The sequence below is a fragment of the Enterobacter sp. 22466 genome, from assembly GCF_052044775.1.
GTDB classification, from domain to species: Bacteria; Pseudomonadota; Gammaproteobacteria; order Enterobacterales; family Enterobacteriaceae; genus Enterobacter; species Enterobacter dissolvens.
Genome location: NZ_JBQENX010000004.1, coordinates 234685 through 257443 on the forward strand (window position 1 = coordinate 234685; position 22759 = coordinate 257443).

Genomic DNA, 22759 nt, shown 5'->3' on the forward strand with positions numbered 1-22759 from the left:
TGTAAAAGATGACGGATAATGATAACAATCGGACTGTCCCAAACGCGCTCCCGGTCGGGTATCGCTTCAACGAGTTTGAAATTAAAGAGGTGATTGGCGGCGGCGGATTCGGCATCGTCTATCGCGCCTGGGATCACCAGCTCGAACGCACTATCGCTATCAAAGAATTTATGCCTTCCTCGCTCGCCGTGCGCGGCGACGACATGACGCTGGTACTGCGCAGCGAACGCTTTGGCAAAGCGTTTTCGGCGGGGCTGAACAGCTTCATTCAGGAAGCCCGCCTGCTGGCGCGCTTCAACCACCCGAACCTGCTGCACGTGTTGCGCTTCTGGGTGCAAAACGATACGGCCTACATGGGGACGCTGTTTTACAGCGGCACCACGCTTTCTCGCCTGCGCGAAGAGAAGCCGGAGCTGATTAACGAGGCATGGATCCGTCGTACGCTGCCGATGCTGTTTGGCGCAATCAAGACCATCCATGACGAGGGCTATCTGCACCGCGATATCTCACTGGATAACATCCAGATTCAGGATAACGGCCTGCCGGTGCTGCTGGACTTTGGCTCCGCGCGTCGCACCATCGGTAACCTCTCTGACGAAACCGAAACCATGCTGCGTCCGGGCTTTGCGCCTATCGAACAGTACACCGACGACAATGAAAGTGAGCAGGGACCGTGGACGGATATTTACGCCCTCGGCGCGGTGTTGCGCACCCTGATCGTGGGTTCACCGCCGCCGGTTAGCGTGGTGCGTTCCATTCAGGACACCTGCAAACCGCTGGTGGAAATCCAGCCGCAGGGATACTCCCTGTCGCTGCTGCAGGCCATCGACCGTGCCCTGGCGTTGCACATGGAGGACCGTCCGCAATCCATTGATGAGTTCGCGGCGTTAATCGAGATGCCGGTCGCCGGTATCGATGATGTGCTGACTGCTAAAAAACCGGGCACCATGCTGGTGCCGGTGGAAGAAGAGGCACCGGCTTCGGCGTTTGACTGGCGTCGTTACAAGATCCCCGGGATGGTTGCCGCGGGTGTGCTGGTCGGGGTGGTCGCTGGCGCGATGCTGTTCAGCGGCGGCCACGATGCGCCAGAGCAGGCTGCGCAAGCGCCGGAAACATCCCGCACGACAGAAACCGCATCGAACGCGCCAGAAGTCAAACCGGAGACCGCGAAGGTGAGCGAACAAGCGGCAACGCCTGCGACAGCGCAACCGACGCCGCCACCGGTTGAAGCCAGCCCGATTGCTCTGGTCTACATTCGCATTCTTGACGGAGAGACGTTGAAAGTGAACGGCGAGCCGAAAGCGCTGCGTCCGGCGAACAACGGCTATGCATCGCTCAAGCTGCCAGCGGGTGAGGTGAGCATTGAACTGCAGGGCAACGGCAGAACCCGTAGCCAGACGCTGGATATCGTGAAGCCTGGCACCTGGCTGGTGAATCCGTAAACAAGGCGAACAGGGACTGGTAACAGGACGGAGCGAATGTACAACATAAAATTTGTCTATCTTTTCAGCGAGAACGTCTCGCCCGCGCTTTTTGCGAAAATTATCCGCCCGTCCGTTGCCGGGCAGTGGATTATGTCGGTGCCCGACAATTCGCTGCGCTCGCTGTTTACACGTTACGACTTGCTGCACTCCATCACTGGCGCGAATCCTTATCAGTCCGGGCGCGATACCCGTAAGCTGATTGTGCAGGATCTCGACATGGGCAGAGTGGTGGCGATCGACGAGAGCTATCGTAACTGGTCGTCAGTGACGGAGATATTTTATATCAATGCTGATGGCCGCCTGCAGGCTACCTCGCAGGACGGTCTGGGCTGGTACCCGGTGAGTACAATTGTCGACCGCTACGAAACCATGGTGCGAACCTATGGCTCCCGCCCTGCGCCAACGGTGCTGCCGAAGCAGGTAGTCAAATCCAAAGCGGCACAGATGCCGGATGAGCCGACGCCGGGCAAAGACGGTAAAACCTATGCGGCACAGCTGGAGAATATGACCAAAGCCGAACGCTGGCAGGCGCGTAAGGATCTGATTGCGAAGGGGAGTAATAGCCTCTATCCGGATGCGCAAATCGCGGCTAAGCGGCTGGCGGCGAATAATATCGCGGTTGAGAAAGCAAAGCTGGCAGAGAATGTGTATAAGACCGTGAACCCGCTTGAGGCCACGCCGGGAGTACCGGAGGGATGGAAGGATATCAGTAATGATGCGGGTGCTTTGAAGAAACATGGTCTGGATAAAGAAGTTCTTTTTGACCATACCGATACGCCTGACTTCCTGGCGCGAGTTTATCAACCTGATTCTGCGGTTTTTGGCAGTGACATGAATCCAACAATCGTGTTCAGAGGATCAAGGCAACCTGAGTTTTTTCCCACGAAGAATATGGCTGACTGGATAAACAATGGTGCTCAAGGTTTAGGTATGGAGTCGGATTATTATAAGCGGGCAGTACGCTTGGGATCACGTCTGGCTAAATCGGTATCTAAAATCGATATCGCAGGCCACTCTCTGGGTGGTGGGTTGGCCTCTGCTACCTCTATCGCAAGCGGTCAGGCTGGATGGACATTCAATGCGGCTGGTCTGCATTCAACCACTGTTGAAAAATACGGTGGAAGCTTGCTGGGTGATGCGGATAATATTCAGGCTTATCGTGTTGAAGGTGAATTACTGACAAAAATCCAGGAAGTTAATCTGGCGGAAGACTATAAAATGTTGAAAGGCCACATACCAACGCTTATAGCCAAAGAAGAAATCTCTGCCATTATGCCTAATGCTGCTGGAGTTGTTCACGATCTTCCCGGCGGGACAGGAGGTCCATTGGACCGCCATGGCATTGGTCAGGCAATAGATTGCATTGAACAGCAAAAGGATGAAGACATTTCAATTATTAGGAGTCGTGCATGAAATCGTTCTTATCAGGCTGGATAATGCTTTGTTTGATTTTAATGGTTCAGGGGTGTAAACAAAATATGGATTTAAAACCAGATAATTACTTTAGCGGACAACAGCTCACATTAGCTCGTGCAATCGAGAATGGCGAAGTTGATGAGGTAATTAAATTAGCGCCAGGGACGGATTTAAACAAGCCCGGTAAAGAAGATATGACATTGTTATTTTGGGCTGTCATGAATTCGATCAATAATCAGAAAAAACCGGAGCGGTTAAATATTATCACCATGCTGATTAAAGCGGGTGCAGACCCTCTGCAACCGAGGCCACAAGGAAAAAATAGTCCAGCTGAGTTTGTTTTAATGGCAGACAATGCGGACTGGATCAAGGCGATGTTAAATGCGGGTTTATCGCCAAATGCCGTTGATAAAACTTTTGGGAAACCAATTATTTTCCAAACACTTGAAGCCAAAAACACCAAGACGTTGCAGGCTATGCTTGATAAAGGTGCCGATATAAATATCACCGATTCTTTGGGAAATACGCTACTTATTGATGCCCTGGATTTCCACTCGTACGATCATGTTCTTCTTTTACTTGAACTCGGAGCTGACCCTGAAATCAAAGCTGATAATGGTTGGACGATGGGTAATCAGTTGCAGCGTTTCCTCGATAGGGCGAAGGTAGGCAGCGACGAATATAAAAAACTTAACGAAATTAAAGATGTGCTTATTCAACATGGCGGAAAATGGCCACCAACTCCGGTTAAATAGGAAACGTATAGCATATGCATCTTACTGCTCGTCGGATGCCGATTTTCATATTTCTATTACAGGGATTTATATAGAACCCAAATCCGCAAGACTACTTAATCGGCAAGCTAGATGAAGTTAAAAAAGTCTCCCGTAAATCGGTCTTAACAAACCCAGGCAACATGATATGACCTGTTGTTTTGGGCGGTTGGATGGTCTTTTGACTGACACAAAAGAAGATGATAAGTCATATCAATCCCTAAACCAAATAAAAGAAAAATGAATCAGTACGGCGGTAAATGGCCACTTGCGGCAGTAAAATAAGAGATAAATAGGTCATGACTGTAAAAGACAAAGTTTTCTTTTTCTGGGGTGGCATGGATACTCTTGCCATCATACTTTATTGTCTGAATTCAGTGCAGAAGGGAAGAGTGCCTGTCATTTCGGATGCTTTATCATTTATTGATTTATGGTCTGCACACAGCACTTTGGTGCCTGGTGCACTGGTGTTACTTCTTTTTGCTTTGGATTTAGGGCTACTGCTTTCTTTTGTTCTCTCGGCAATTTTTTTCTTTAAACGGCAACGCTGTGCAGTTAAGTTCGCTCTGTTTCAAGAAGTTTTTCGGTTGATCTCATTCCGCTGTTCCGTTGCGTTTTTCCCGCTGCTTGCAGATGTTATTGGTATATCGAATGTTTGGCTTAATCTTGTTTTGTTTATGATCTCCGAGACGCTGAAATTGTACTCCCTTATATATTATAAATATGCTAAGAAAGGGGTTTGTGCGTAATAAAGGCTTTTAATCAAGCGCTGAAGGGATATGTGTATTCGAAGCTTTTTCGCATTAGTTATCATAAACCTTTTGCGAGGATGCAGCTGGGATAGAGAATTGTAATTCTTGGATTATTTCAGTGATTCTCAGCTTACGCTGGTTAAGGCATTTGAGTGTGGCGAGTTAATGAATACGCTTTATGATAAGAAAACACAACCGCGTCTACAGGGTGGAAAGTGACCACCCGAATCGATTAAATGAGGGATTGAGTGAATATAACTGCAAAAAATAAAATATTCTATTTCTGGGGCATTATGGATGTCATCGGCATTGTGTTTTATTTTGTCGGCCCATACCACTTGCTTCAGTCATGGTGGGATTCTAGCGGTGGGAATTTTGGTGTCATCATCTTCATGCTGATAGCAGGCGGGGTAAACGGTTTATTGACGGGTCTTTTTTACCTCGTATACCTTCTGTGGCCGGTTTCATTACTCTTTTCTGCCTGGTTTTTTTTCACAACTCACCGATATGCCGTCCGGTTTGCTCTGGCGCAGGAAGTGTTACGCCTGCTCACCATGAGTTGTTCGGTGACCTTGTTCCCGATGATTATTGTCGGTCTCGGAATGAGTGTTATACCTCTCAATATCACGCTGTTAATTTTGTCGGAAATAGTAAAAATTGGCTCGCTCATATTTATAATGAAAAAATGGGATGCGGGTGATGGGGTAAAAAAGTATCTACCTTAACTGAACTGGACTATATCGAAAGGGCCCTCAGACTGGCGCAAAAAAGATATGCGGAACTTAATGGCAAGCACCCCAGGGCGCCAATTTTGCATATTTATGATGAGATTGTGCAACAGTTACGCATCCTGAAAAAGAGTGTGATCAAAAACAAAGCTGACAAATCCGTATTAAAGAGAATGACTTTTGGCCTTTATGCGGTTAGAGAATTTGAAAACTCAGATGAGCTCTTTTTCGAGAGACTGACGGATGCATGGTATATCTTAGATCAGCGTCTCCGTGGCGTTAAAGTGAAATTACCGCATGAAGTGGATCCTGACTATGTTCAGAAACAATGCGTACTGGCGGAAAAATACCCTGACGAATTTTGATAGTTATGGATATCATTTCCTCAATATATCTTTCCTCCTGAAGGATTCATAATGGTCGATCTACACAGCGAAGATGCGGTAATTAATCACTATGCCGACCGCTACCGCAATCTTATGCCGTTAAACCTCAGGAAGGTGTCACGGCAAAAGAGTTCCGATGACGTCTGGGATGAAACATTGCCGCTCGTCACAACGGAGGTTGTTTCGCGCGATAACGCGCTCGGTGCGTTAGTGGGATTGGCCGTTGGCGATGCCGTCGGGACAACGCTTGAATTTAAATCACGGGATAGCGAACACGTTAGTGATATGCAGGGTGGTGGGCCCTTCATCTTAAACGCGGGTGAATGGACAGACGACACATCCATGGCTTTGTGTGTGGCGGAAACCTATCTTGCCGAAAATCGAATGAATACAGATACCCTTAGAAAGTTCCTTCTGAGGTGGTATCAAACTGGAGAGAACAGCAGTAACGGACGTTGTTTCGATATTGGCAATACAACGCGTTTCGCTTTGGAACAATATCTGCATGTTGGGCCTTCCTGGTACGGTAACACTGAGAAACATACCGCGGGGAATGCCGGACTTGTTCGCCAGGTCCCTGTGTCGATCTTCCGCCGAAAGTCACTCCGGGCGATTTATTTTGAATCGCAGGCACAGAGCAGAGCAACTCACGGGGCGGTAGAGTCTATCGATGCATGTCAATTTTTGGGGCTGATTCTGCATCACCTGATTAATGGTCATCAAAAAGAAGAGGCATTTTCACCCCATGTTTTTCCTTTGTGTGCACGGGTCATGATAATCAACGCGGGTGAGTACAAGCATAAAGCCCGTCATCAGATTCGTTCCAGCGGTTATGTAATCGATACGCTTGAAGCAGCAATGTGGGCGGTATGGAATACGGATAATTTCCGTGATGCGATCCTTCTTGCCACCAATCTGGCGGATGATGCCGATAGCGTCGCGGCAACGGCAGGGCAACTTGCCGGTGCATTGTATGGTTATTCTGAGATACCGCAGGACTGGAAAGACAAACTGGTACAACATGAACGTATTGCTGCGCTGGCGGGTGATTTGTTTGACAGAGCACCAGAGGACAACTTTCTCTAGTACGGGAGTTAAAGGAGAAGCGTGAATAAACAAAGTTATACAGCGATGGATTATATTGAAAATGCCCTCGGCGCTATTCAGGAGCGAAAGTCAATTCATCCTTCTTTTTCTTTGTATAACATGGCTGAAAAACAAGTGGCGTATGTCAGGGATATCCTGACAGGAAAGAATAAAGATAAAAGTAAACTCCATACGTTAAATCTTGGCGCTATGGCTGCAAAAGAATTTGAAACTACCGATGAAGAGCTTGCCCGGCATCTGTCAAATGTAAACTACATCGCTTCGCAGATGGCTCAAGGGTTAAAAGTTATTCTTCCTCATGAGCAGGATAATGAATATCTAAAAAGGCAAAAGCGGTATCGAAATTAAGCAGACGGTGACTTGTGCATATCCCAAAACGTCTTGTCAAAAATCTCGTCTTTGTTGATACATTTATTTAGCATAAAACATTACGGAATACAGATTATGCTCAACCGAATTACCGTCCAGCTCCCGGTCGAGGGGCTGCTCTTCTGGAAACTCTCCGGCCGCGAGGCGATGTCTGAGTCGTTCGCCCTGACGCTGACCCTGCTCGGTACGGATGCGCGTATCGACCGCAGCAAACTGCTGGGCCAGCCGGTCACGGTGACCATCCCGACGCAGAATCTGCTTACCCCGCGCTACATCAACGGCAAAGTCACGCGCGTGGCGGTGAGCGCCGTTGAGCTGACGGGGACGCGCTATGCGGTGTACCAGCTTTCTGTAGAGCCGGACCTGTGGCCGATGAAGCGCGACCGTAACCTGCGTATCTTCCAGGGCCAGACGGTGCCGCAGATTGTGAAAACCCTGCTGGGCGAGCATCAGGTCAACGTGGAAGATAAGCTTACCGGCAGCTACCGGGTATGGGACTACTGTGTCCAGTATCAGGAGTCGAGCCTGGACTTTATCAGCCGCCTGATGGAGCTGGAGGGAATCGCGTATTACTTCAGCCACGAGGCCGACAAACACACCCTGGTGCTCACCGATGCAGCCACCCAGCATCAGCCGTTCAGCGGCTACGAGGTCATCCCCTATCACCAGACGCCGTCCGGCGGCAGCACGGACGAAGAGGGCATCAGCCAGTGGGCGCTGGAGGACAGCGTCACGCCGGGCATTTACAGCCTCGACGACTACGACTTCCGCAAGCCGAACGCGTGGCTGTTCCAGGCGCAGCAGAACCCGGCGTCACCGAAACCGGGCAGCATCGACGTGTACGACTGGCCTGGGCGCTTTGTGGAGACCGGGCATGCGGAGTTCTACGCCCGCATTCGTCAGGAGCGCTGGCAGGTGGAGCATCAGCAGATTCAGGCCACGGCCACGGCAGCGGGTATTGCGCCGGGCCACACCTTCACCCTGACCAACGCACCGTTCTTCAGCGATAACGGCGACTATCTGGTGACGGCGGCCGGGTATCATCTGGAAGAGAACCGTTACGCGAGCGGTGAAGGTGAAACCATCCACCGCATCGATTTCACGGTTATCCCGGCGTCGGTGTCGTTCCGTCCGGCGCAGAGCACGGCGTGGCCGCGTACCTACGGCCCGCAGACGGCGAAGGTTGTCGGGCCGCAGGGAGAGAGTATCTGGACGGACAAATATGGCCGCGTGAAGGTGAAGTTCCACTGGGACCGTCTGGCAAAAGGGGACGACACCAGCTCCTGCTGGGTGCGTGTGTCGAGCGCATGGGCGGGCCAGGGCTACGGCGGGGTGCAGATCCCGCGCGTGGGCGATGAGGTGGTGGTGGACTTTATCAACGGTGATCCGGACCGTCCGATTATTACCGGGCGCGTGTACAACGACGCCAGCATGCCACCGTGGGCGCTGCCGGCAGCGGCGACGCAGATGGGCTTTATGAGCCGCACGAAAGATGGCTCCGTGGATAACGCCAACGCCCTGCGGTTTGAGGACAAGGCGGGTGCGGAACAGGTGTGGCTCCAGGCCGAGCGCAATCTCGATATCAACGTCAAAAATGATGAATCGCATGCCACGGAAAAAAATCGAACCCAATTTGTGGGAGAGGATGAAACCTTACGGGTGGCAAAAAATCAGAAGGCAGGGGTTAAAGGGGATGTGGTCTGCCTGACGGGCAACAGTCGCAGCGATAAAGTTGTTAACAACTTTATTATTTCAGCGGGCAATATGTTGAGGCTGGAGTGTGGTGAAAGCGCCATTGAATTATCAAAAGACGGGAGCGTGAATATCATTGGCAATAACTTTAACTTTACCGCAAAACAAAGTGCACAAATCAACACGCTTTCCGGGGAACTGCATCTTAACCCAGCTGATGGCAGCAATGCCATTGATGCGCCAGGGGCATCTCACCAGACGGCAATTCAGCAGGAAGTGGATGGTTTTTTTGTTTTCAATGCCAATAAGTAAGCATATTCAGTCTGCCACACAACCGGCAATCCCGTTACCGTAAGGCGACGGGAGATGCATGTGTTGGTGGGCAAATGAGGCATATTGAAATGAACTGGTTTTTCTTTTTTTTCTTTTTGATCCTCACACTTACGCTTATCTGGAATAACAATAACCTGTTTAATAAGAAACAATGGATCAAAACGGGTCTGATGCTGGTACTTGTCCTGCTTTCTACAGTCGGCATTGGTTTTCTTTTGAAGTGGCTGGCTCAGTCATTTTCCTTATTTCCGGTCGCGGTGGCTAAACACTACTCCATCATCATATCGATGTCCCTCCTGTGCGTCTGGGGTATGAAATTTACGGTCGTTTTGCTATGCACAATATTGTCTGGTGTTATGGTGGGGCATAAAAAATACAACGCTCCGAATTATGAAAAAATCTCCCGGGTCACACACACCGTAGCGCCGCCCCTGTTTATCTTTGCCAAACTCCTTCTCTCGTTGGGGTGTGTCCTTATGTTTTCAGGTTTGTGGCTTAAGTAAGCGTTGCAATTAACGCTGCATCGTGGCTGCTGAAACTAAGATGTTGCATTTACGGAATAACGATTATGCTCAACCGAATTACCGTCCAGCTCCCGGTCGAGGGGCTGCTCTTCTGGAAACTCTCCGGCCGCGAGGCGATGTCTGAGTCGTTCGCCCTGACGCTGACCCTGCTCGGTACGGATGCGCGTATCGACCGCAGCAAACTGCTGGGTCAGCCGGTCACGGTGACCATCCCGACCCAGAACCTGCTTACCCCGCGCTACATCAACGGCAAAGTCACCCGCGTGGCGGTGAGCGCCGTTGAGCTGACGGGGACGCGCTATGCGGTGTACCAGCTGATGGTGGAGCCGGACCTGTGGCCGATGAAGCGCGACCGTAACCTGCGTATCTTCCAGGGCCAGACGGTGCCGCAGATTGTGAAAACCCTGCTGGGCGAGCATCAGGTCAACGTGGAAGATAAGCTCACCGGCAGCTACCGGGTGTGGGACTACTGCGTCCAGTATCAGGAGTCGAGCCTGGACTTTATCAGCCGCCTGATGGAGCTGGAGGGGATTGCGTATTACTTCAGCCACGAGGCCGACAAACACACCCTGGTGCTCACCGACGCCGCGACGCAGCATCAGCCCTTCAGCGGCTACGAGGTCATCCCCTATCACCAGACGCCGTCCGGCGGCAGCACGGACGAAGAGGGCATCAGCCAGTGGGCGCTGGAGGACAGCGTCACGCCGGGCATTTACAGCCTCGACGACTACGACTTCCGCAAGCCGAACGCGTGGCTGTTCCAGGCGCAGCAGAACCCGGCCTCGCCGAAGCCGGGCAGCATCGACGTGTACGACTGGCCGGGGCGCTTTGTGGAGACCGGGCATGCGGAGTTCTACGCCCGCATTCGCCAGGAGCGCTGGCAGGTGGAGCATCAGCAGATTCAGGCCACGGCAACGGCTGCGGGTATTGCGCCGGGCCACACCTTCACCCTGTCCAACGCACCGTTCTTCAGCGATAACGGTGACTATCTGGTGACGGCGGCCGGGTATCATCTGGAAGAGAACCGCTATGCCAGCGGCGAAGGGGAGACCATCCACCGCATCGATTTCACGGTTATCCCGGCGTCGGTGTCGTTCCGTCCGGCGCAGAGCACGGCATGGCCGCGAACCTACGGCCCGCAGACGGCGAAGGTTGTCGGGCCGCAGGGAGAGAGTATCTGGACGGACAAATATGGCCGCGTGAAGGTGAAATTCCACTGGGACCGTCTGGCAAAAGGGGACGACACCAGCTCCTGCTGGGTGCGTGTGTCGAGCGCCTGGGCAGGTCAGGGTTACGGCGGGGTGCAGATCCCGCGCGTGGGCGATGAGGTGGTGGTGGACTTTATCAACGGTGACCCGGACCGTCCGATTATTACCGGGCGCGTATACAACGATGCCAGCATGCCACCGTGGGCGCTGCCGGCAGCGGCGACGCAGATGGGCTTTATGAGCCGCACGAAAGATGGCTCCGTGGATAACGCCAACGCCCTGCGGTTTGAGGACAAGGCGGGTGCGGAGCAGGTGTGGATCCAGGCCGAGCGAAATATGGATACCAGCATCAAGAATGACGAAACGCACAGCGTCGGCGGCGAGCGTAGCCATTACGTAAAGAAAAACGAACTGCATCGCGTTGAAGCGAATCAGATCCAGGCGGTAAAAGGCGGAACCGAGATCCTGACCGGCAAAGGAAAGCTGGATGCGGCGGTGGAGCAGTATGTCCTTGCCTCCGGCACCAAACTGCGGCTGGTGTCTGGTGAAAGTGCGATTGAACTTAACGCTAACGGCAAAATTAGCCTGATCGGTAAAGAGTTTAACTTCTTCGTTGAAGGGGATGGTCATATCACCACGGGCGGTAAGCTGCATCTCAATACGTCAGGCGCTAAACCAGGCACAACGGCGCCGGGCGCGGGGCACAAAGGAGACATTGATGCGGCGGTTCAGGCGAAATTCACGACCAAGGGTGATTAAGGCTGGAGCAGTGCTTGTCGCGTTATTAGCGATGGGCATGCCAGAAGGACACGCAACGAAAGAAGATTTCTGGATGTTCATTGCAGAGATGAGTGCTTCACTTAGAACGCTATCCAACACCAGTGTCAATCATCTGCCGTTGCAGTTTACGCTGATGAAAGATAATGAATACATTCACTTCTATCATGCCGATGATGTCAGGCTGGCGGACGATATGCGCATTACCGGGATTGATTTACGGGTAAGCAAAGAGCGCGACGGCATGGCACCGTTACTGAGTTTTTCCCCGTCAGGTCAGTGCATCACACTCGTTGCCGTTAAAACGCATTATCCGGAGCTGGTGTTAACGGATTACCCCCGGGGCCGCTCCGGGAATGAAGTGACCAGCTATACCGCGCCAGAAGATATGAATGGACAAAAGGTTAGTTTCAGTTTCTCCGTAAATAAACCTGATTGTCTGGACTCGGTTGTCATTAGCGCAGGCAATGATTAACGTGAAAAATCACATTTTAACATTTCTCCGTTTTACCGCGATATTTTCCTCTCTGAACTGCTATGTGGTGTATGCACATGATATGCCGCCGGTTTTAGTAAACCAGGATTTTACTGTGCAGATGGAAGATGAGACTGTCACATTGGGCGAAAGATGGACAGATGACGTTGCGCGTAAAATTGAGGTGCCGATAGAAGGTTATTTTGTCGGTGAGGTTCCTTTTGACGGAACCCACTATAGATTCTACCAGCATCAAAAGGCGGGGTTTGACATTTATGTTTCCAATCTCTGGTGGGATAAGGTCGAACGCAATGTTGACGATTATATCGTATCGCAAATTACCCTTACCGCCGGGGAGGGCAAAACACCGCGCGGTATTCATGTAGGGTCAACAGCCAGGGAACTCAGTAATGCATATGGCAAGGGTCAGATGGAAAATGATGCCGGGGAACAATGGTGTTTTTATCAATTGGGTAACAAGCTTCTCTCGTTCGGGATTAAAGACAGCAAGATTGTGACAATAACAATGAATTACGATAATGGCGCCCAAGAGTAATTTATGATCAGGAAAAATTTGGCATGCGCATTGTTCACCGTGTTATTACTGGGCTCAGTTGAAACTTCAGCCGCGCTTGAGCTATCGCAATACAATAGGCTCGATACCGTAGGCCACATCGTAAACGACAGCGAAGTGAATGAGATACTCAGGAAGACGCTGGGCAGCGATTACGAGACGTTTATTAGCAATTTTGATGTCTTTGGCGAACCCCATTCAACCTCAGGCGGAGGCCTGTTTGTTGAAGGCTGGCTTAACGATCTTTATCTGGAGAATGCGTCAGCTTTGGTCGTTGAATCTGACGGTAAAATCTATACGGCCTGGGTCGTTCCTGAGTCAGACGTTATTCATTATCAGTCATCTGATCATAGTCAGGTGGTGAATGCTGATATTCAGCAATGGGCTGCCAGATTCAAAGCGATGCATTTTGCAACGAACAGCCAGGCAAAATTAACGTTTGACGGGGTGTGGGCAGGCACGTTCGGCACTGATTCGACGCTAACCCTGCGTTTAACGGAATCAGGCGACCGTATCTCCGGGTCATATTGCTATATCTCTCAGAGAGGAAACCGCATCGATTGTCCCGCAGAGGATGAACACAATCTAAGCGGTGCTATCACGGGCAATCGTGCGAACGTTAAGTTCGACTCTTCGTTTGGCGGTGTGGATGGACGAGCAGTTCTGGAAATTAACGGAAGCAAAATGGCGTGGCGTTTAGTCAAGCCTCCTCAAAAAGGCCGTTATTATGCTCCGCTGCGTTATACGTTAAATAAAGCGGCTCCCGTTCATCACGTTGAAACCAGAAAGCTGGATACTGATAAGTTCACTCTTTCTCTGGTAAATAACTGCGGGCGTTTCGAGAGTGAGTGTGGCCAGATGTATTATCTTGGCGTTCGCAAAAGTGATAACAGTACGATCTCCTTAAAGGGGAAAACGCTTCAGGATCCCACAGGTAAAATAACCGGCTCAACCTATAAGAATGGGGACGTTACTTATACCGTGACCTATACACCACTGAAACTGGTTGTCAGCAAAGGCAGCCATATTTTGGTTGAGCAGTCGGGCCACTGGCTTGAATAACGAAACAGCCGATCAAAAGGCCAAATCAAACCGGTCACTTTATTTCTTTCAATATTAATCATTCCGAGTCCACCTATGAAATACACCCTCCAGGAAGGTTCGTTTTCCCTTTTTCCTGCTGCCTGGCAGGATAATACGATGAACATCATTCGCGATGACAAAAGCGGGCTGTCCGTGGTTGTCAGTCGCGGGGTTATCCCGGATGGCAGCGATCATGAGAAAGAGTTTCACCGCCAGTGGGAGCTGCTGCGCCCACAGATGGGTGAGATCGTCCAGAGTGAATTTCAGCGCGTAAAAGCCGGTCCTGACGGCAAAATCAACGGTCTGGAAGTTGAAACCTCGTTTGACCGTAACGGCCAGCGCTTGTGGCAAAAACAGCTGGCTGTGCAGACCCCGGGTAAACCGGTCCTGATGATTTTTACCCTCTCGGCACTCAGAACATTCAATGAAGAAGACGAGGCGCGCTGGAGCGCGCTTAAGCAAAGTTTGACGCTTAACGACAACCGGAATGTGTAAGGCATGAGCGATAACAACGCGGCCCGCAAGGGTGACGAGATTATTCACTCCAGCATTTTCGCGGATATCACCAGCATTGTGGCGGAAGGTGCTGCCTATGCGGTGATCGGCGCGGCGGTAGGGCTGGCAGCAACTGCCGCCGCACCTCTGCTGGGGGCGGGGGCAGCCGCTGCGGGCGTGGCGGCGATTGGATCCAGCTGCCTGTTAAGCGGGATCGTCGGTGGCGTACTGGCTAACCTGGCGGGTGTTACTGACGATATCAGTAATATCGCGGAGGGACTGGGGGATGCGCTGTTCCCGCCGTCACCCGCAGGTAAAATCACCACCGGCTCCAGCAACGTGCTCACCAACAGCCTTCCCGCTGCACGCGCGGCCGGAACGCTGACCCCCGCAGATACGCCACCCCCGGAGCCACAGTCACCGGGTAGTTTTGCCGATTACGCGGGCATGTTGCTCTCCGCTGCCGGACAGTTCGGCAGCGAAATGTGGCAGCCGAGCGTGGCCTCCGCTGCGGCGGGTACATCGCCGCTGGAAGAGGATAAGGTCGCGTGTGAAAAACACTCCGGACCGCAGTATCTGGCGGAAGGCTCTAAAAGCGTCTTTATCAATGGACAACCGGCAGTACGTGCCAAAGATCGCACCACCTGCGAAGGGACCGTTTCCGACGACGTTTCCCCGAATGTGATCATCGGCGGCGAGACGCTGACGGTTCGCGATATCAAGAGCGGCAAAACGCCGGGACTGGCACTGGGGATGATTGCGCTCTCCCTGCTGCGCGGCCGTCCGGGCAAGATTTTGAAGAACATGCCCTGCGCGCTGGCGGCCGCGGGTGGCGGGATGCTGGCCGATATGGCCGTCAATGCCGTATTTGGCTCCTCGCACCCGGTTCATGCCGCCACCGGCGTGAAGGTGCTGAATGACGATGATGAGCTCGATTTCTCGCTGCCCGGGCGTTTTCCGCTTCGCTGGCAGCGCAGCTATAACAGCCTGACCTCCCGCGAAGGGTTGTTTGGCCTGGGCTGGGCAACAACTTTTGACAGTTATCTGACGCTTGAAGAGAACAGTGCCACCTGGTTCGACGAAACCGGGCGTGAGCTGAGCTTTGAACTGCCACCCGTCGACCGCGCGTTCTATAGCATCAGCGAGGGTATCATCATCCGTCGCAACGAGAGCGGTGATGTGGCGATTGCCGACGATGACGGCGCGGTGTGGCGCCTGTATAAACCGACACGCGTGAATCCATCCGTTCTGCGTCTGGCCTCCCTTAGCGACGAATACGGCAACGCACTGCTGACGGAGTGGGATGAGCACGGCAGGCTGGTCGGTCTGCACGATGAGCCGCGGGCAATAGACGTCACCCTGCGCTATGAGGACGAACGGTTCCCGCAGCGCGTAACCGCTGCCAGCCATTTTGACGGCAGCCGTAGCTGGCCGCTGATGCTATGGGGTTACGATGCGCGTGGCCAGCTGGCGAGCGCGACGGATGCCTCTGGCGTCGTCACCCGCGAATACCGCTATAACGACCATGGTCTGATGGTCTGGCATCGTCTGCCGGGCGGGCTGGAAAGTGAATACCGCTGGAAAAAATTAGACCACTGGCGCGTGGTTGAAAACCGCACCAGCACCGGGGATGGCTGTCGCTTCACCTACGATCTGGACGCCGGGTTGACCACCGTCGAACACTACGATGGTCAGAAACGTCAGCACTACTGGAACGCGCAAAATCTGATCGTCCGCTACGTTGACGAGCGCGGCGAGAACTGGCGCTACGCGTGGGATGACAACGAGCTCCTCACGCAACGCATCGATCCGCTCGGGAACGCCGTCACCTTCGTTTACGACGAGATGGGCAACCGGGTGCAGGAGATCGACCCTGACGGCAATGCCCGCACCACGACCTGGCTTGAACACCGCGCGCTACCGACGGCCATCATTGAAGACGACGGCAGCGCTACCCGGTTCTGGTACGACGAACATCACGGCCTGAAGCGCGTGGTGGACCCAATGGGTCAGACCACGCTGCTGCGCCGGGACGAGTTTGGTCAGGTCGTTGAAGAGGTGGATGCCACCGGAAACAGCCGCCATCAGGAGTACAACGAAGCGGGACAAGTGGTGCGTGCGACAGACTGCTCTGGCCGCACCACCCGCTATCACTATCATCCGCTGGGCTGGTTGATGACCGAGACGGGCGCCGACGGCGAAGAGACGCGTTATCGCTACGACGCTGCCGGACGCCCGCTGCAGCTCGATCGCCCGGAAGGCTGGACAGAGTCGCTTACATGGAACAAACGTGGCCTGCCAGTGAAGCATGCTGGCGCTGACGGAAAAGAAAGTGAGTTCAGATACGATGAGGCCGGACGCTTAACCGCCACGCGTAATACGCAGGGTGAGGAAGTTCGTCGCCGCTGGGACAGCAGAGGGCGTCTGATTGCCCTTGAAAATGAAAACGGCGAAGCGTATCAGTTCCGCTGGGGGCCTGACTCGCTCTTGCTGGAGGAGGTGGGGCTTGATGGTGTGGCCTCGCAGTATCGCTACGACGCCTGTGGGCGCACGATAGCGCGCACCTTTGCTGCCGGTCATCCGGAGGCCATCACCCACGCCTTTGCCTGGAGCGCGAGCGGGCAACTGGTCGCCCGCACTACGCCGGAAGGGCAGACCCGCTACCACTACACCCCGTCAGGGCTGCTGACCCGGATTGGGCTGCACCCGGCGCTTTCAGCCGACGCGTGGAGTACCGAGGCCGAGCAGGAGCTTTCCTTTGAGTATGACGCACTTGGTCGCGTGACCCGCGAAGCGGGCGAGCACGGTGAGCTGGCGTGGCAGTATGATGCCCTTGGCAACCGCACCTCCGTTACGCTGCCGGATGGCCGCGAGCTGAAGCAGTTCTACTACGGCAGCGGGCATCTGCTCAGCATTGCCCTTGATAAGCTGTCGGTATCCGACTTTACCCGCGACGAACTCCACCGGGAGACCAGCCGCACGCAGGGGCTGCTCACCACCCGAAGCGAATACGACCGTTTAGGTCGCCTTCATCGCCGGGATGTCTTCACCGGCAACGCACAGCGCCCGTCACCACGCCGCTGGACCCGCCGCTGGGATTATGACTACCGCAATAACCTGGTGCGGGAAGAGCGGGACGATAACCCGTTCAGCTGGTACCGCTGGCAGTACGACAGCGCCGGGCGCCTGCTGGTTCAGGACGGCACGCTGCCCGGGCAGGAGCAGTGGCGCTGGGATGCGGCCGGTAACCCGCTCGACGGCTCTGCTGAGAAGGTCACGCACAACCGCCTGACGCAGCTGAATGGCATTCGCTGGCGTTATGACATCCACGGCCGCACCGTGGAGAAGGATAACGGCCAGACCCGCTGGCACTACCGGTACGACGGTGAACACCGCCTGACGGAAGTGATCAGCCAGCCGCGGGATCGCAACAGGCCACAGACGCAGGTCAGCTTCCGCTACGATCCGCTCGGGCGACGCATCAGCAAAACGCGCCAGCAGATGCTGGGCGGACAGCCAACCGGTAAGCCCGTCACCACCCGGTTTGTCTGGGAAGGGTTCCGCCTGCTGCAGGAGCTGCACGGAGATGTACCGCTGACCTATGTCTACAGCAATCAGGACAGCTATGATCCGCTGGCACGTATTGACGGCGTTGATGCTCCGGAGATTTTCTGGTTCCACTGCCAGCCGAACGGCACGCCGGAACGGATGACGGATATTGAAGGGCAGGTGCGCTGGGAAGGCGTTAACAGCGCCTGGGGCAAGCTGCTACGGGAAAGCGAGACGCAGCTATCAGGATATTCCCAGAACCTGCGGATGCAGGGGCAATACCTGGATCGTGAGACAGGGCTGCACTACAATCTGTTCCGGTATTACGACCCGGACTGCGGGCGGTTTACGCAGCAGGACCCGATAGGGTTGGCGGGAGGGATAAATCTTTACCAGTATGCACCGAATGCGCTGGGGTGGGTGGATCCATTTGGTTTAAGTAACTTAGCATTACCTGCTCCCACCTCCCTTGATCCATGGGGAAGCGATGCTATTTTACACTCTATGCCAGTTCCTAAAGGTGGAATTACTGTTGAAATGGCAATGTCTCCAGGACAAACTCAACCTGGAGGATGGGCTACCGTTGATCACATCCCAGATGTCGACTATGTCAGAATGAAATTAGCTGTTATACCTGAGTTTAAATCAGATATATCTCATGTCCAAAGATTCCATATACCTGAGGGCGTGCAAATTCAGGTCGGCCCGGTTGGGCCGCAGACTTCTGGAGGAAAAATATATCCAGGAGGGGGATCTCAAATTCAAATCCTTAACTATTTGGATCGAGCTAAACTTGTGCCAGTCGGCCCACCCAGAAAAATCTCATCAAGAACATGTGGTAAATAATATGGATTCTATTTATAATTTTAAACTATTAACTAATCTTGACGGTTATGATGCTATAATGAACCCTAAAGGGTTGAGTGTTTATGAATTACTTCCTTATGGAGTTGAGTGGGAATGCAACGGTGTTGCTTATAGAATTAAAAATGAAAATAAAATAATCCCGTTGCTTTTAAAGAGTAATGATAAAATTGCTCTAATAAAGTCGCCCTTTGATAAAAAAGAAAATCAGGCGTTAATCATAACTTCTTTTAATGAGGTGAATTGGAATGTGAGCGCGATGATAAGGGAAAAAAATAAAAACGTTATCTTTACAGATGTATATTATGTTTTTGATGAACTGTTCTTCTTTGTGAATATAAATAATTGCGACTATCGATTTTCATTTGACACTAAAAATGGTCGTGCCGGAGATTTGATTGTTTCATACTAGGGGTTATTAAAAAATAAAATAATCCCAAGATCAAGCAAGGCCTTATAATATTTACAGAAAGCAGGGTTAGTTAATATATTTACCAAGATTGGAGCTATTTTCTGGCCCTTTAGTTTTTTGGATGTGAGTGATGGCGTTTTTATTTTGTTGCAGCTAGTGATAATTCGCCTATTATATAATGCTCTTAGACAATCTGGGCATCGGATGGTGATTTTCATTGTGCCCATTATTAAATTAACACTTTCTTTTATTATGCAATGACAAAAATTTTAAACATACAAACAAATACTGCAGCATTAGTTATTTATGATTTGATATCATTAAAACATAGAATTAATGATGATGCAGATTGGTGGAGTCTTCCAGAAGATGAAGTTGAAGAAATAAATAAAGGGAATGTATTATTTCTCAATCTTGGAGATGATGGTGTCTATAAAATACTTATTAAGCATGATGTTGATGAATATACCGGGTCGCTATTTTTAAAAGCACCTTCTGGAAAGGTTTTCGTTGGGGCTGGAGAGGATGTCACGGGCGGAGATCTTGAGCCTGATGATTCAGATGTTATATCAGGTGAGTTTATAACTTTAGAACCTGGTAGTTACGAAGTTAAATATAAAAAGCAAGGTTCAGATGTTATAATTTCCTTTACAAAAGCAACGTTTACTGAAAACTCATTAGAAGAAGGAGTTTATCTCTGAGTTACATCCACGCCCTGGCGTGGATTTTTTCATTCAAAACAAATCAAACGTTAAACAAGAAGTTCATCACATCGCCATCATTAACGATGTAATCTTTACCTTCAGTACACATTCTGGCTGCCTCTTACGCTCCTTGCTGAATCTTACCCTCAATAAGCTGTCCTTATACCCGCGACTAACTCCACCGTGAAACAAGCAGCACGCAGGGGCTGCTTACCACACGAAGCAAATATGATATTGCAGGTTATGGTAGTGATTGGGGTGGGGAAGTATTGAAAGATGCGTTATCAATTCGGAAAGGGAATGGCTTATGAAAGTAAAATATAAAGAGGGTGACATCTTTGTCATTCCAATGAGTAATGGGAAGTATGCGCTTTGCCAGGTTGTTTTTGCTCCAAAGCAAAAGTTTAAGCAAGCAATAGGTTTCTGCATTTTATCAATACAGGATACGGAGGAGTTTGAAGAGAAAAGTTCACTAACATCTCTATCTTTTGAAAAATTTGGCATAGTGATGAAGGTTATTTTCACTGGCAACCAAAATATTAGCAAAGGCATTTGGAAAATTATTGGTCATACTAATCTCACAGAAGAAAAAAAACAATTAAAAATATTTAATTATGCTGGTGGTTTATATGATGGGGAGGAGGAAATCAGGCGTTTGTCTGTTGCTGAATATCCTAATTACACAACTATGGGGGTTTCAGGCTTTGAGCTTGTCGACAATGTTCTGATAAATATTTGATCATCAGGGGAAGGGAGTTTCCCCAGCTAGTTTTCATACAACAGCAACTCATTAACACCTTTAAAAATTCACAAGTTTTTATGATCGTCTGGCCAAATAGTGTTGCAACAATGCATGCTGGAGAAGAATAGCCACAAGTTTGTCGCCACAGATCTGGATATCAATACTCATACCTTCACCCCGAGCGGGAGATAACAGTCGGTCGTCTGCACTACGGTGGAATGGCTGACCAGCTACCACGACATCCCGTCAGGTCTGCACTACAACTTTTTCCGGTATTATGACCCGACAGCGGGCGGTTTACGCAGCAGGATCCGATAGGGCTGGCGGGCAGGGATAAATCTTTACCAGTATGCGCCGAATGCGCTAGGGTGGGTGGATCCGTGGGGGTTGAGCCGTAAATGTAAGGATCCATCTAAAGAAGCTACGAGATGGCAAGGTCAAGGTGATTACAAAGGTATAGATGTCTACAAAAACAGGAAACTGAAAAAAGGCACGATTCTGCATGCATTATATCCAAACGGTGATACTCCTCCATCATATGCAGTGACTTATCCAACCGTTAGGCAAAATAAAGGAAATGCTATAGGCTACCATGAAGCACTTCAGGTTAAAATAGATCCTCATCGTACCTTAAGAACGCAAGTAAGAGCTTATTATGTCAGCGAGGATATTGATGTCGCATATGGAAGAGCATTGGCTAATAACATTTATGGCCGAGGGGGAGGGATGTAGTTCTTTATCCCGGAGGAATTTAGAAATCTACTGATACCGGGGAAGGTTATATGCATATGATTGATTTTGAAATTAACATTGCAGATGGCAAAGTTAAGTTAGATAATAAAGATCTTTTGATACAAAGGGAGGATGAATTTATAGTTTCAGAACCATACAAATATCTTGAGTCAATAAACAAAGTGCAAAGGCTAATTCCTTATCATTATACCGTTAATGCCGTTCTTTGGTTTAGTAAAGAATTTGAGCTTATAGTACGCCCATTATGCTTTAGTAACTTACCATTTATGATGCAATTAATTTATAAAGAAGGTGAATATTATAAATCAATAAATGATTGGAATAAAGTTTCTAACATTGATATGTTAAACAAAGAAGTAGATTTCCTATATCGCTGGGTATCGGAGGTATATGATCTTGGCAAACCAGATGAAAAAGAAAAACATAGTGTAACATGGCGTATGGAATGGGGTGATATAACTATTTGCTATGATATTAAATCCTTTAATTGCGGTGTGTATTTAACATGGAGTTAACAATCTAAAATATCCCTCTTGACTAGAAATATAGGTTGCGAAAAGTTTGCGAGTTCCTGATGAATAGATTAAATAATTTAGCATATGCACTTCAACAAATGATTTTAGAACTATCCGTAAATGGAAATAATGAATCTGCCGCATTTTTTCAAACTCACTATGATATGATAATAAAGCCAGGATATACAATTTCTGTTGAAGTGCTTGAAAAACTATCAAATTGCATGTCAATGTCTCAATACGCTAACTTCTCCCTCAGGGAAACCCAACTATTAGGTAATATTGTAAATAATGCAATTGCAGTTAAAAGTAGAATGCACAATAATAGCTAAATTCTTTCATAAGAACCGACTTAATTTAAAAATGGAATCGGGCATGATTTTTCAGCTAATTAAAATATCTTTTCTTTATCTAGTGTATTAGTCTTTAATATTGGGAGAAAATTGGAGATGTCAATGTATGTGGATAATATTACTGGCGATTTTTTCTTTCACAAAAATCTGGCGCTTACACCCTTTATAACAAAAAAAGAAATAATGGAGAGTAATTGTTTAAATTGGGAGCCTTGGCCAGACAAGGGGGATAAAACTGTCTCTTATAGGACTATCTTTGACATAAAAGGAAACAAACAGGGTGATATCTATTTAATTGTTAATTTTGTTCAATGTAATGATATAAATGCTATTATTGGTAGTTGGAGTTTTGCTCCTGCAAAGTTAATCGATGGGGAGCAAAAGAAACCAGAGGGAAAGGTTACAAAAAGGCTAAGGGATTGGTTTAAAGAAAAAACTAATATCAACCTTCCGATTTATGGTTCATGGGGGCATATTGATGCGTCATATGACTATTGGAATTGTTCAGGCACTATTTTTTGCAATTATCGTTCCAGTTTCAGAGATGATAAATCCTGGAAGGCTTACTGTAAATGGAATAGCATTAAACTTTGATTTGGGGATGGGGGCCGTATTGGGGGGCGTTGAACTTAGTGGAGAAAAACTGTAGACAGATTATGAGCCCAAAAAGAACTAAATATTATTCTATCTG

Annotated in this window: 22 protein-coding genes and 2 pseudogenes; 23 read left to right on the forward strand and 1 reads right to left on the reverse strand. The window is 50.1% G+C overall.

The window, feature by feature from the left end:
- Window positions 1-8 precede the first annotated feature (8 nt).
- From ACTJJI_RS13295 to ACTJJI_RS13380, 18 genes are all read left to right on the forward strand, one after another.
- Window positions 9-1442 carry a serine/threonine protein kinase gene (locus ACTJJI_RS13295; RefSeq protein ID WP_046888081.1) on the forward strand — a complete coding sequence of 478 codons (1434 nt, stop codon included), beginning with the start codon at window positions 9-11 and terminating at the stop codon, window positions 1440-1442.
- Window positions 1443-1478: 36 nt separating this feature from the next.
- Window positions 1479-2897: a phospholipase gene (locus tag ACTJJI_RS13300; protein ID WP_440654390.1), complete on the forward strand. Its 1419-nt coding sequence runs from the start codon at window positions 1479-1481 to the stop codon at window positions 2895-2897.
- A complete protein-coding gene (locus tag ACTJJI_RS13305) occupies window positions 2894-3655 on the forward strand; it encodes an ankyrin repeat domain-containing protein (protein WP_262782747.1) in 762 nt (253 codons plus the stop codon). Before ACTJJI_RS13300 ends, ACTJJI_RS13305 begins: the two co-directional genes overlap by 4 nt.
- Before the next feature lie 317 nt (window positions 3656-3972).
- Entirely contained in the window at window positions 3973-4422 is a 450-nt protein-coding gene (locus ACTJJI_RS13310; RefSeq protein WP_422716581.1) for a hypothetical protein, read from the forward strand.
- A gap of 251 nt (window positions 4423-4673) precedes the next feature.
- Window positions 4674-5150, forward strand: coding sequence for a hypothetical protein (locus ACTJJI_RS13315; protein WP_440654393.1), 477 nt, complete (start codon window positions 4674-4676; stop codon window positions 5148-5150).
- 5 nt (window positions 5151-5155) lie between these two features.
- A complete protein-coding gene (locus tag ACTJJI_RS13320) occupies window positions 5156-5518 on the forward strand; it encodes an immunity protein Tsi6 family protein (RefSeq protein ID WP_043951656.1) in 363 nt (120 codons plus the stop codon).
- A 51-nt stretch (window positions 5519-5569) separates the two neighbouring features.
- Complete coding sequence (tri1, locus tag ACTJJI_RS13325; RefSeq protein WP_440654395.1) at window positions 5570-6625, forward strand: ADP-ribosylarginine hydrolase Tri1; 1056 nt, start codon at window positions 5570-5572, stop codon at window positions 6623-6625.
- Window positions 6626-6646: 21 nt separating this feature from the next.
- The gene (locus tag ACTJJI_RS13330; protein ID WP_170289869.1) at window positions 6647-6994 is read left to right on the forward strand and encodes an immunity protein Tsi6 family protein; all 348 of its coding nucleotides are present in this window, start codon (window positions 6647-6649) and stop codon (window positions 6992-6994) included.
- 96 nt (window positions 6995-7090) lie between these two features.
- Window positions 7091-9019 carry a type VI secretion system Vgr family protein gene (locus tag ACTJJI_RS13335; RefSeq protein WP_440654397.1) on the forward strand — a complete coding sequence of 643 codons (1929 nt, stop codon included), beginning with the start codon at window positions 7091-7093 and terminating at the stop codon, window positions 9017-9019.
- An 89-nt stretch (window positions 9020-9108) separates the two neighbouring features.
- The gene (locus ACTJJI_RS13340) at window positions 9109-9543 is read left to right on the forward strand and encodes a hypothetical protein (protein ID WP_014832306.1); all 435 of its coding nucleotides are present in this window, start codon (window positions 9109-9111) and stop codon (window positions 9541-9543) included.
- Window positions 9544-9608: 65 nt separating this feature from the next.
- Window positions 9609-11531, forward strand: a complete 1923-nt coding sequence (locus ACTJJI_RS13345; RefSeq protein WP_440654399.1) for a type VI secretion system Vgr family protein — start codon at window positions 9609-9611, stop codon at window positions 11529-11531.
- A 10-nt stretch (window positions 11532-11541) separates the two neighbouring features.
- On the forward strand, window positions 11542-12024 hold the full coding sequence (locus ACTJJI_RS13350) for a hypothetical protein (RefSeq protein WP_248059729.1): 483 nt from the start codon (window positions 11542-11544) through the stop codon (window positions 12022-12024).
- Window positions 12017-12580: a hypothetical protein gene (locus ACTJJI_RS13355; protein ID WP_440654401.1), complete on the forward strand. Its 564-nt coding sequence runs from the start codon at window positions 12017-12019 to the stop codon at window positions 12578-12580. The genes ACTJJI_RS13350 and ACTJJI_RS13355 overlap by 8 nt, the downstream gene beginning before the upstream one ends.
- A 3-nt stretch (window positions 12581-12583) precedes the next feature.
- Entirely contained in the window at window positions 12584-13660 is a 1077-nt protein-coding gene (locus tag ACTJJI_RS13360; protein ID WP_440654403.1) for a hypothetical protein, read from the forward strand.
- 75 nt (window positions 13661-13735) lie between these two features.
- On the forward strand, window positions 13736-14176 hold the full coding sequence (locus ACTJJI_RS13365) for a DcrB-related protein (protein ID WP_094915425.1): 441 nt from the start codon (window positions 13736-13738) through the stop codon (window positions 14174-14176).
- A gap of 3 nt (window positions 14177-14179) precedes the next feature.
- Window positions 14180-18571, forward strand: coding sequence for an RHS repeat-associated core domain-containing protein (locus ACTJJI_RS13370; RefSeq protein WP_440654405.1), 4392 nt, complete (start codon window positions 14180-14182; stop codon window positions 18569-18571).
- A 1-nt stretch (window position 18572) separates the two neighbouring features.
- Window positions 18573-19001 (forward strand): hypothetical protein, encoded by a 429-nt coding sequence (locus tag ACTJJI_RS13375; RefSeq protein ID WP_440654407.1) that lies wholly within the window; start codon window positions 18573-18575, stop codon window positions 18999-19001.
- Between the two features lie 257 nt (window positions 19002-19258).
- Window positions 19259-19702, forward strand: a complete 444-nt coding sequence (locus tag ACTJJI_RS13380) for a DUF6386 family protein (RefSeq protein ID WP_014832298.1) — start codon at window positions 19259-19261, stop codon at window positions 19700-19702.
- 43 nt (window positions 19703-19745) lie between these two features.
- Here the strand turns inward: ACTJJI_RS13380 and ACTJJI_RS13385 are convergent.
- Window positions 19746-19826 (reverse strand): annotated as a pseudogene (locus ACTJJI_RS13385) (DUF933 domain-containing protein); the annotation flags it as partial.
- A gap of 186 nt (window positions 19827-20012) precedes the next feature.
- Between ACTJJI_RS13385 and ACTJJI_RS13390 the strand changes: the two are divergent.
- The 5 genes and pseudogenes from ACTJJI_RS13390 (at window position 20013) to ACTJJI_RS13410 (ending at window position 22662) form a co-directional block, all read left to right on the forward strand.
- On the forward strand, window positions 20013-20444 hold the full coding sequence (locus ACTJJI_RS13390) for an immunity 26/phosphotriesterase HocA family protein (RefSeq protein ID WP_014832296.1): 432 nt from the start codon (window positions 20013-20015) through the stop codon (window positions 20442-20444).
- Window positions 20445-20678: 234 nt separating this feature from the next.
- Window positions 20679-21179, forward strand: a pseudogene (locus tag ACTJJI_RS13395) (RHS repeat-associated core domain-containing protein); the annotation flags it as partial.
- 50 nt (window positions 21180-21229) lie between these two features.
- Complete coding sequence (locus tag ACTJJI_RS13400; protein WP_192545039.1) at window positions 21230-21715, forward strand: hypothetical protein; 486 nt, start codon at window positions 21230-21232, stop codon at window positions 21713-21715.
- 59 nt (window positions 21716-21774) lie between these two features.
- The gene (locus tag ACTJJI_RS13405) at window positions 21775-22047 is read left to right on the forward strand and encodes a hypothetical protein (protein WP_126522911.1); all 273 of its coding nucleotides are present in this window, start codon (window positions 21775-21777) and stop codon (window positions 22045-22047) included.
- 117 nt (window positions 22048-22164) lie between these two features.
- Window positions 22165-22662, forward strand: coding sequence for a hypothetical protein (locus ACTJJI_RS13410; protein WP_014832294.1), 498 nt, complete (start codon window positions 22165-22167; stop codon window positions 22660-22662).
- The last annotated feature ends 97 nt before the right edge of the window (window positions 22663-22759 follow it).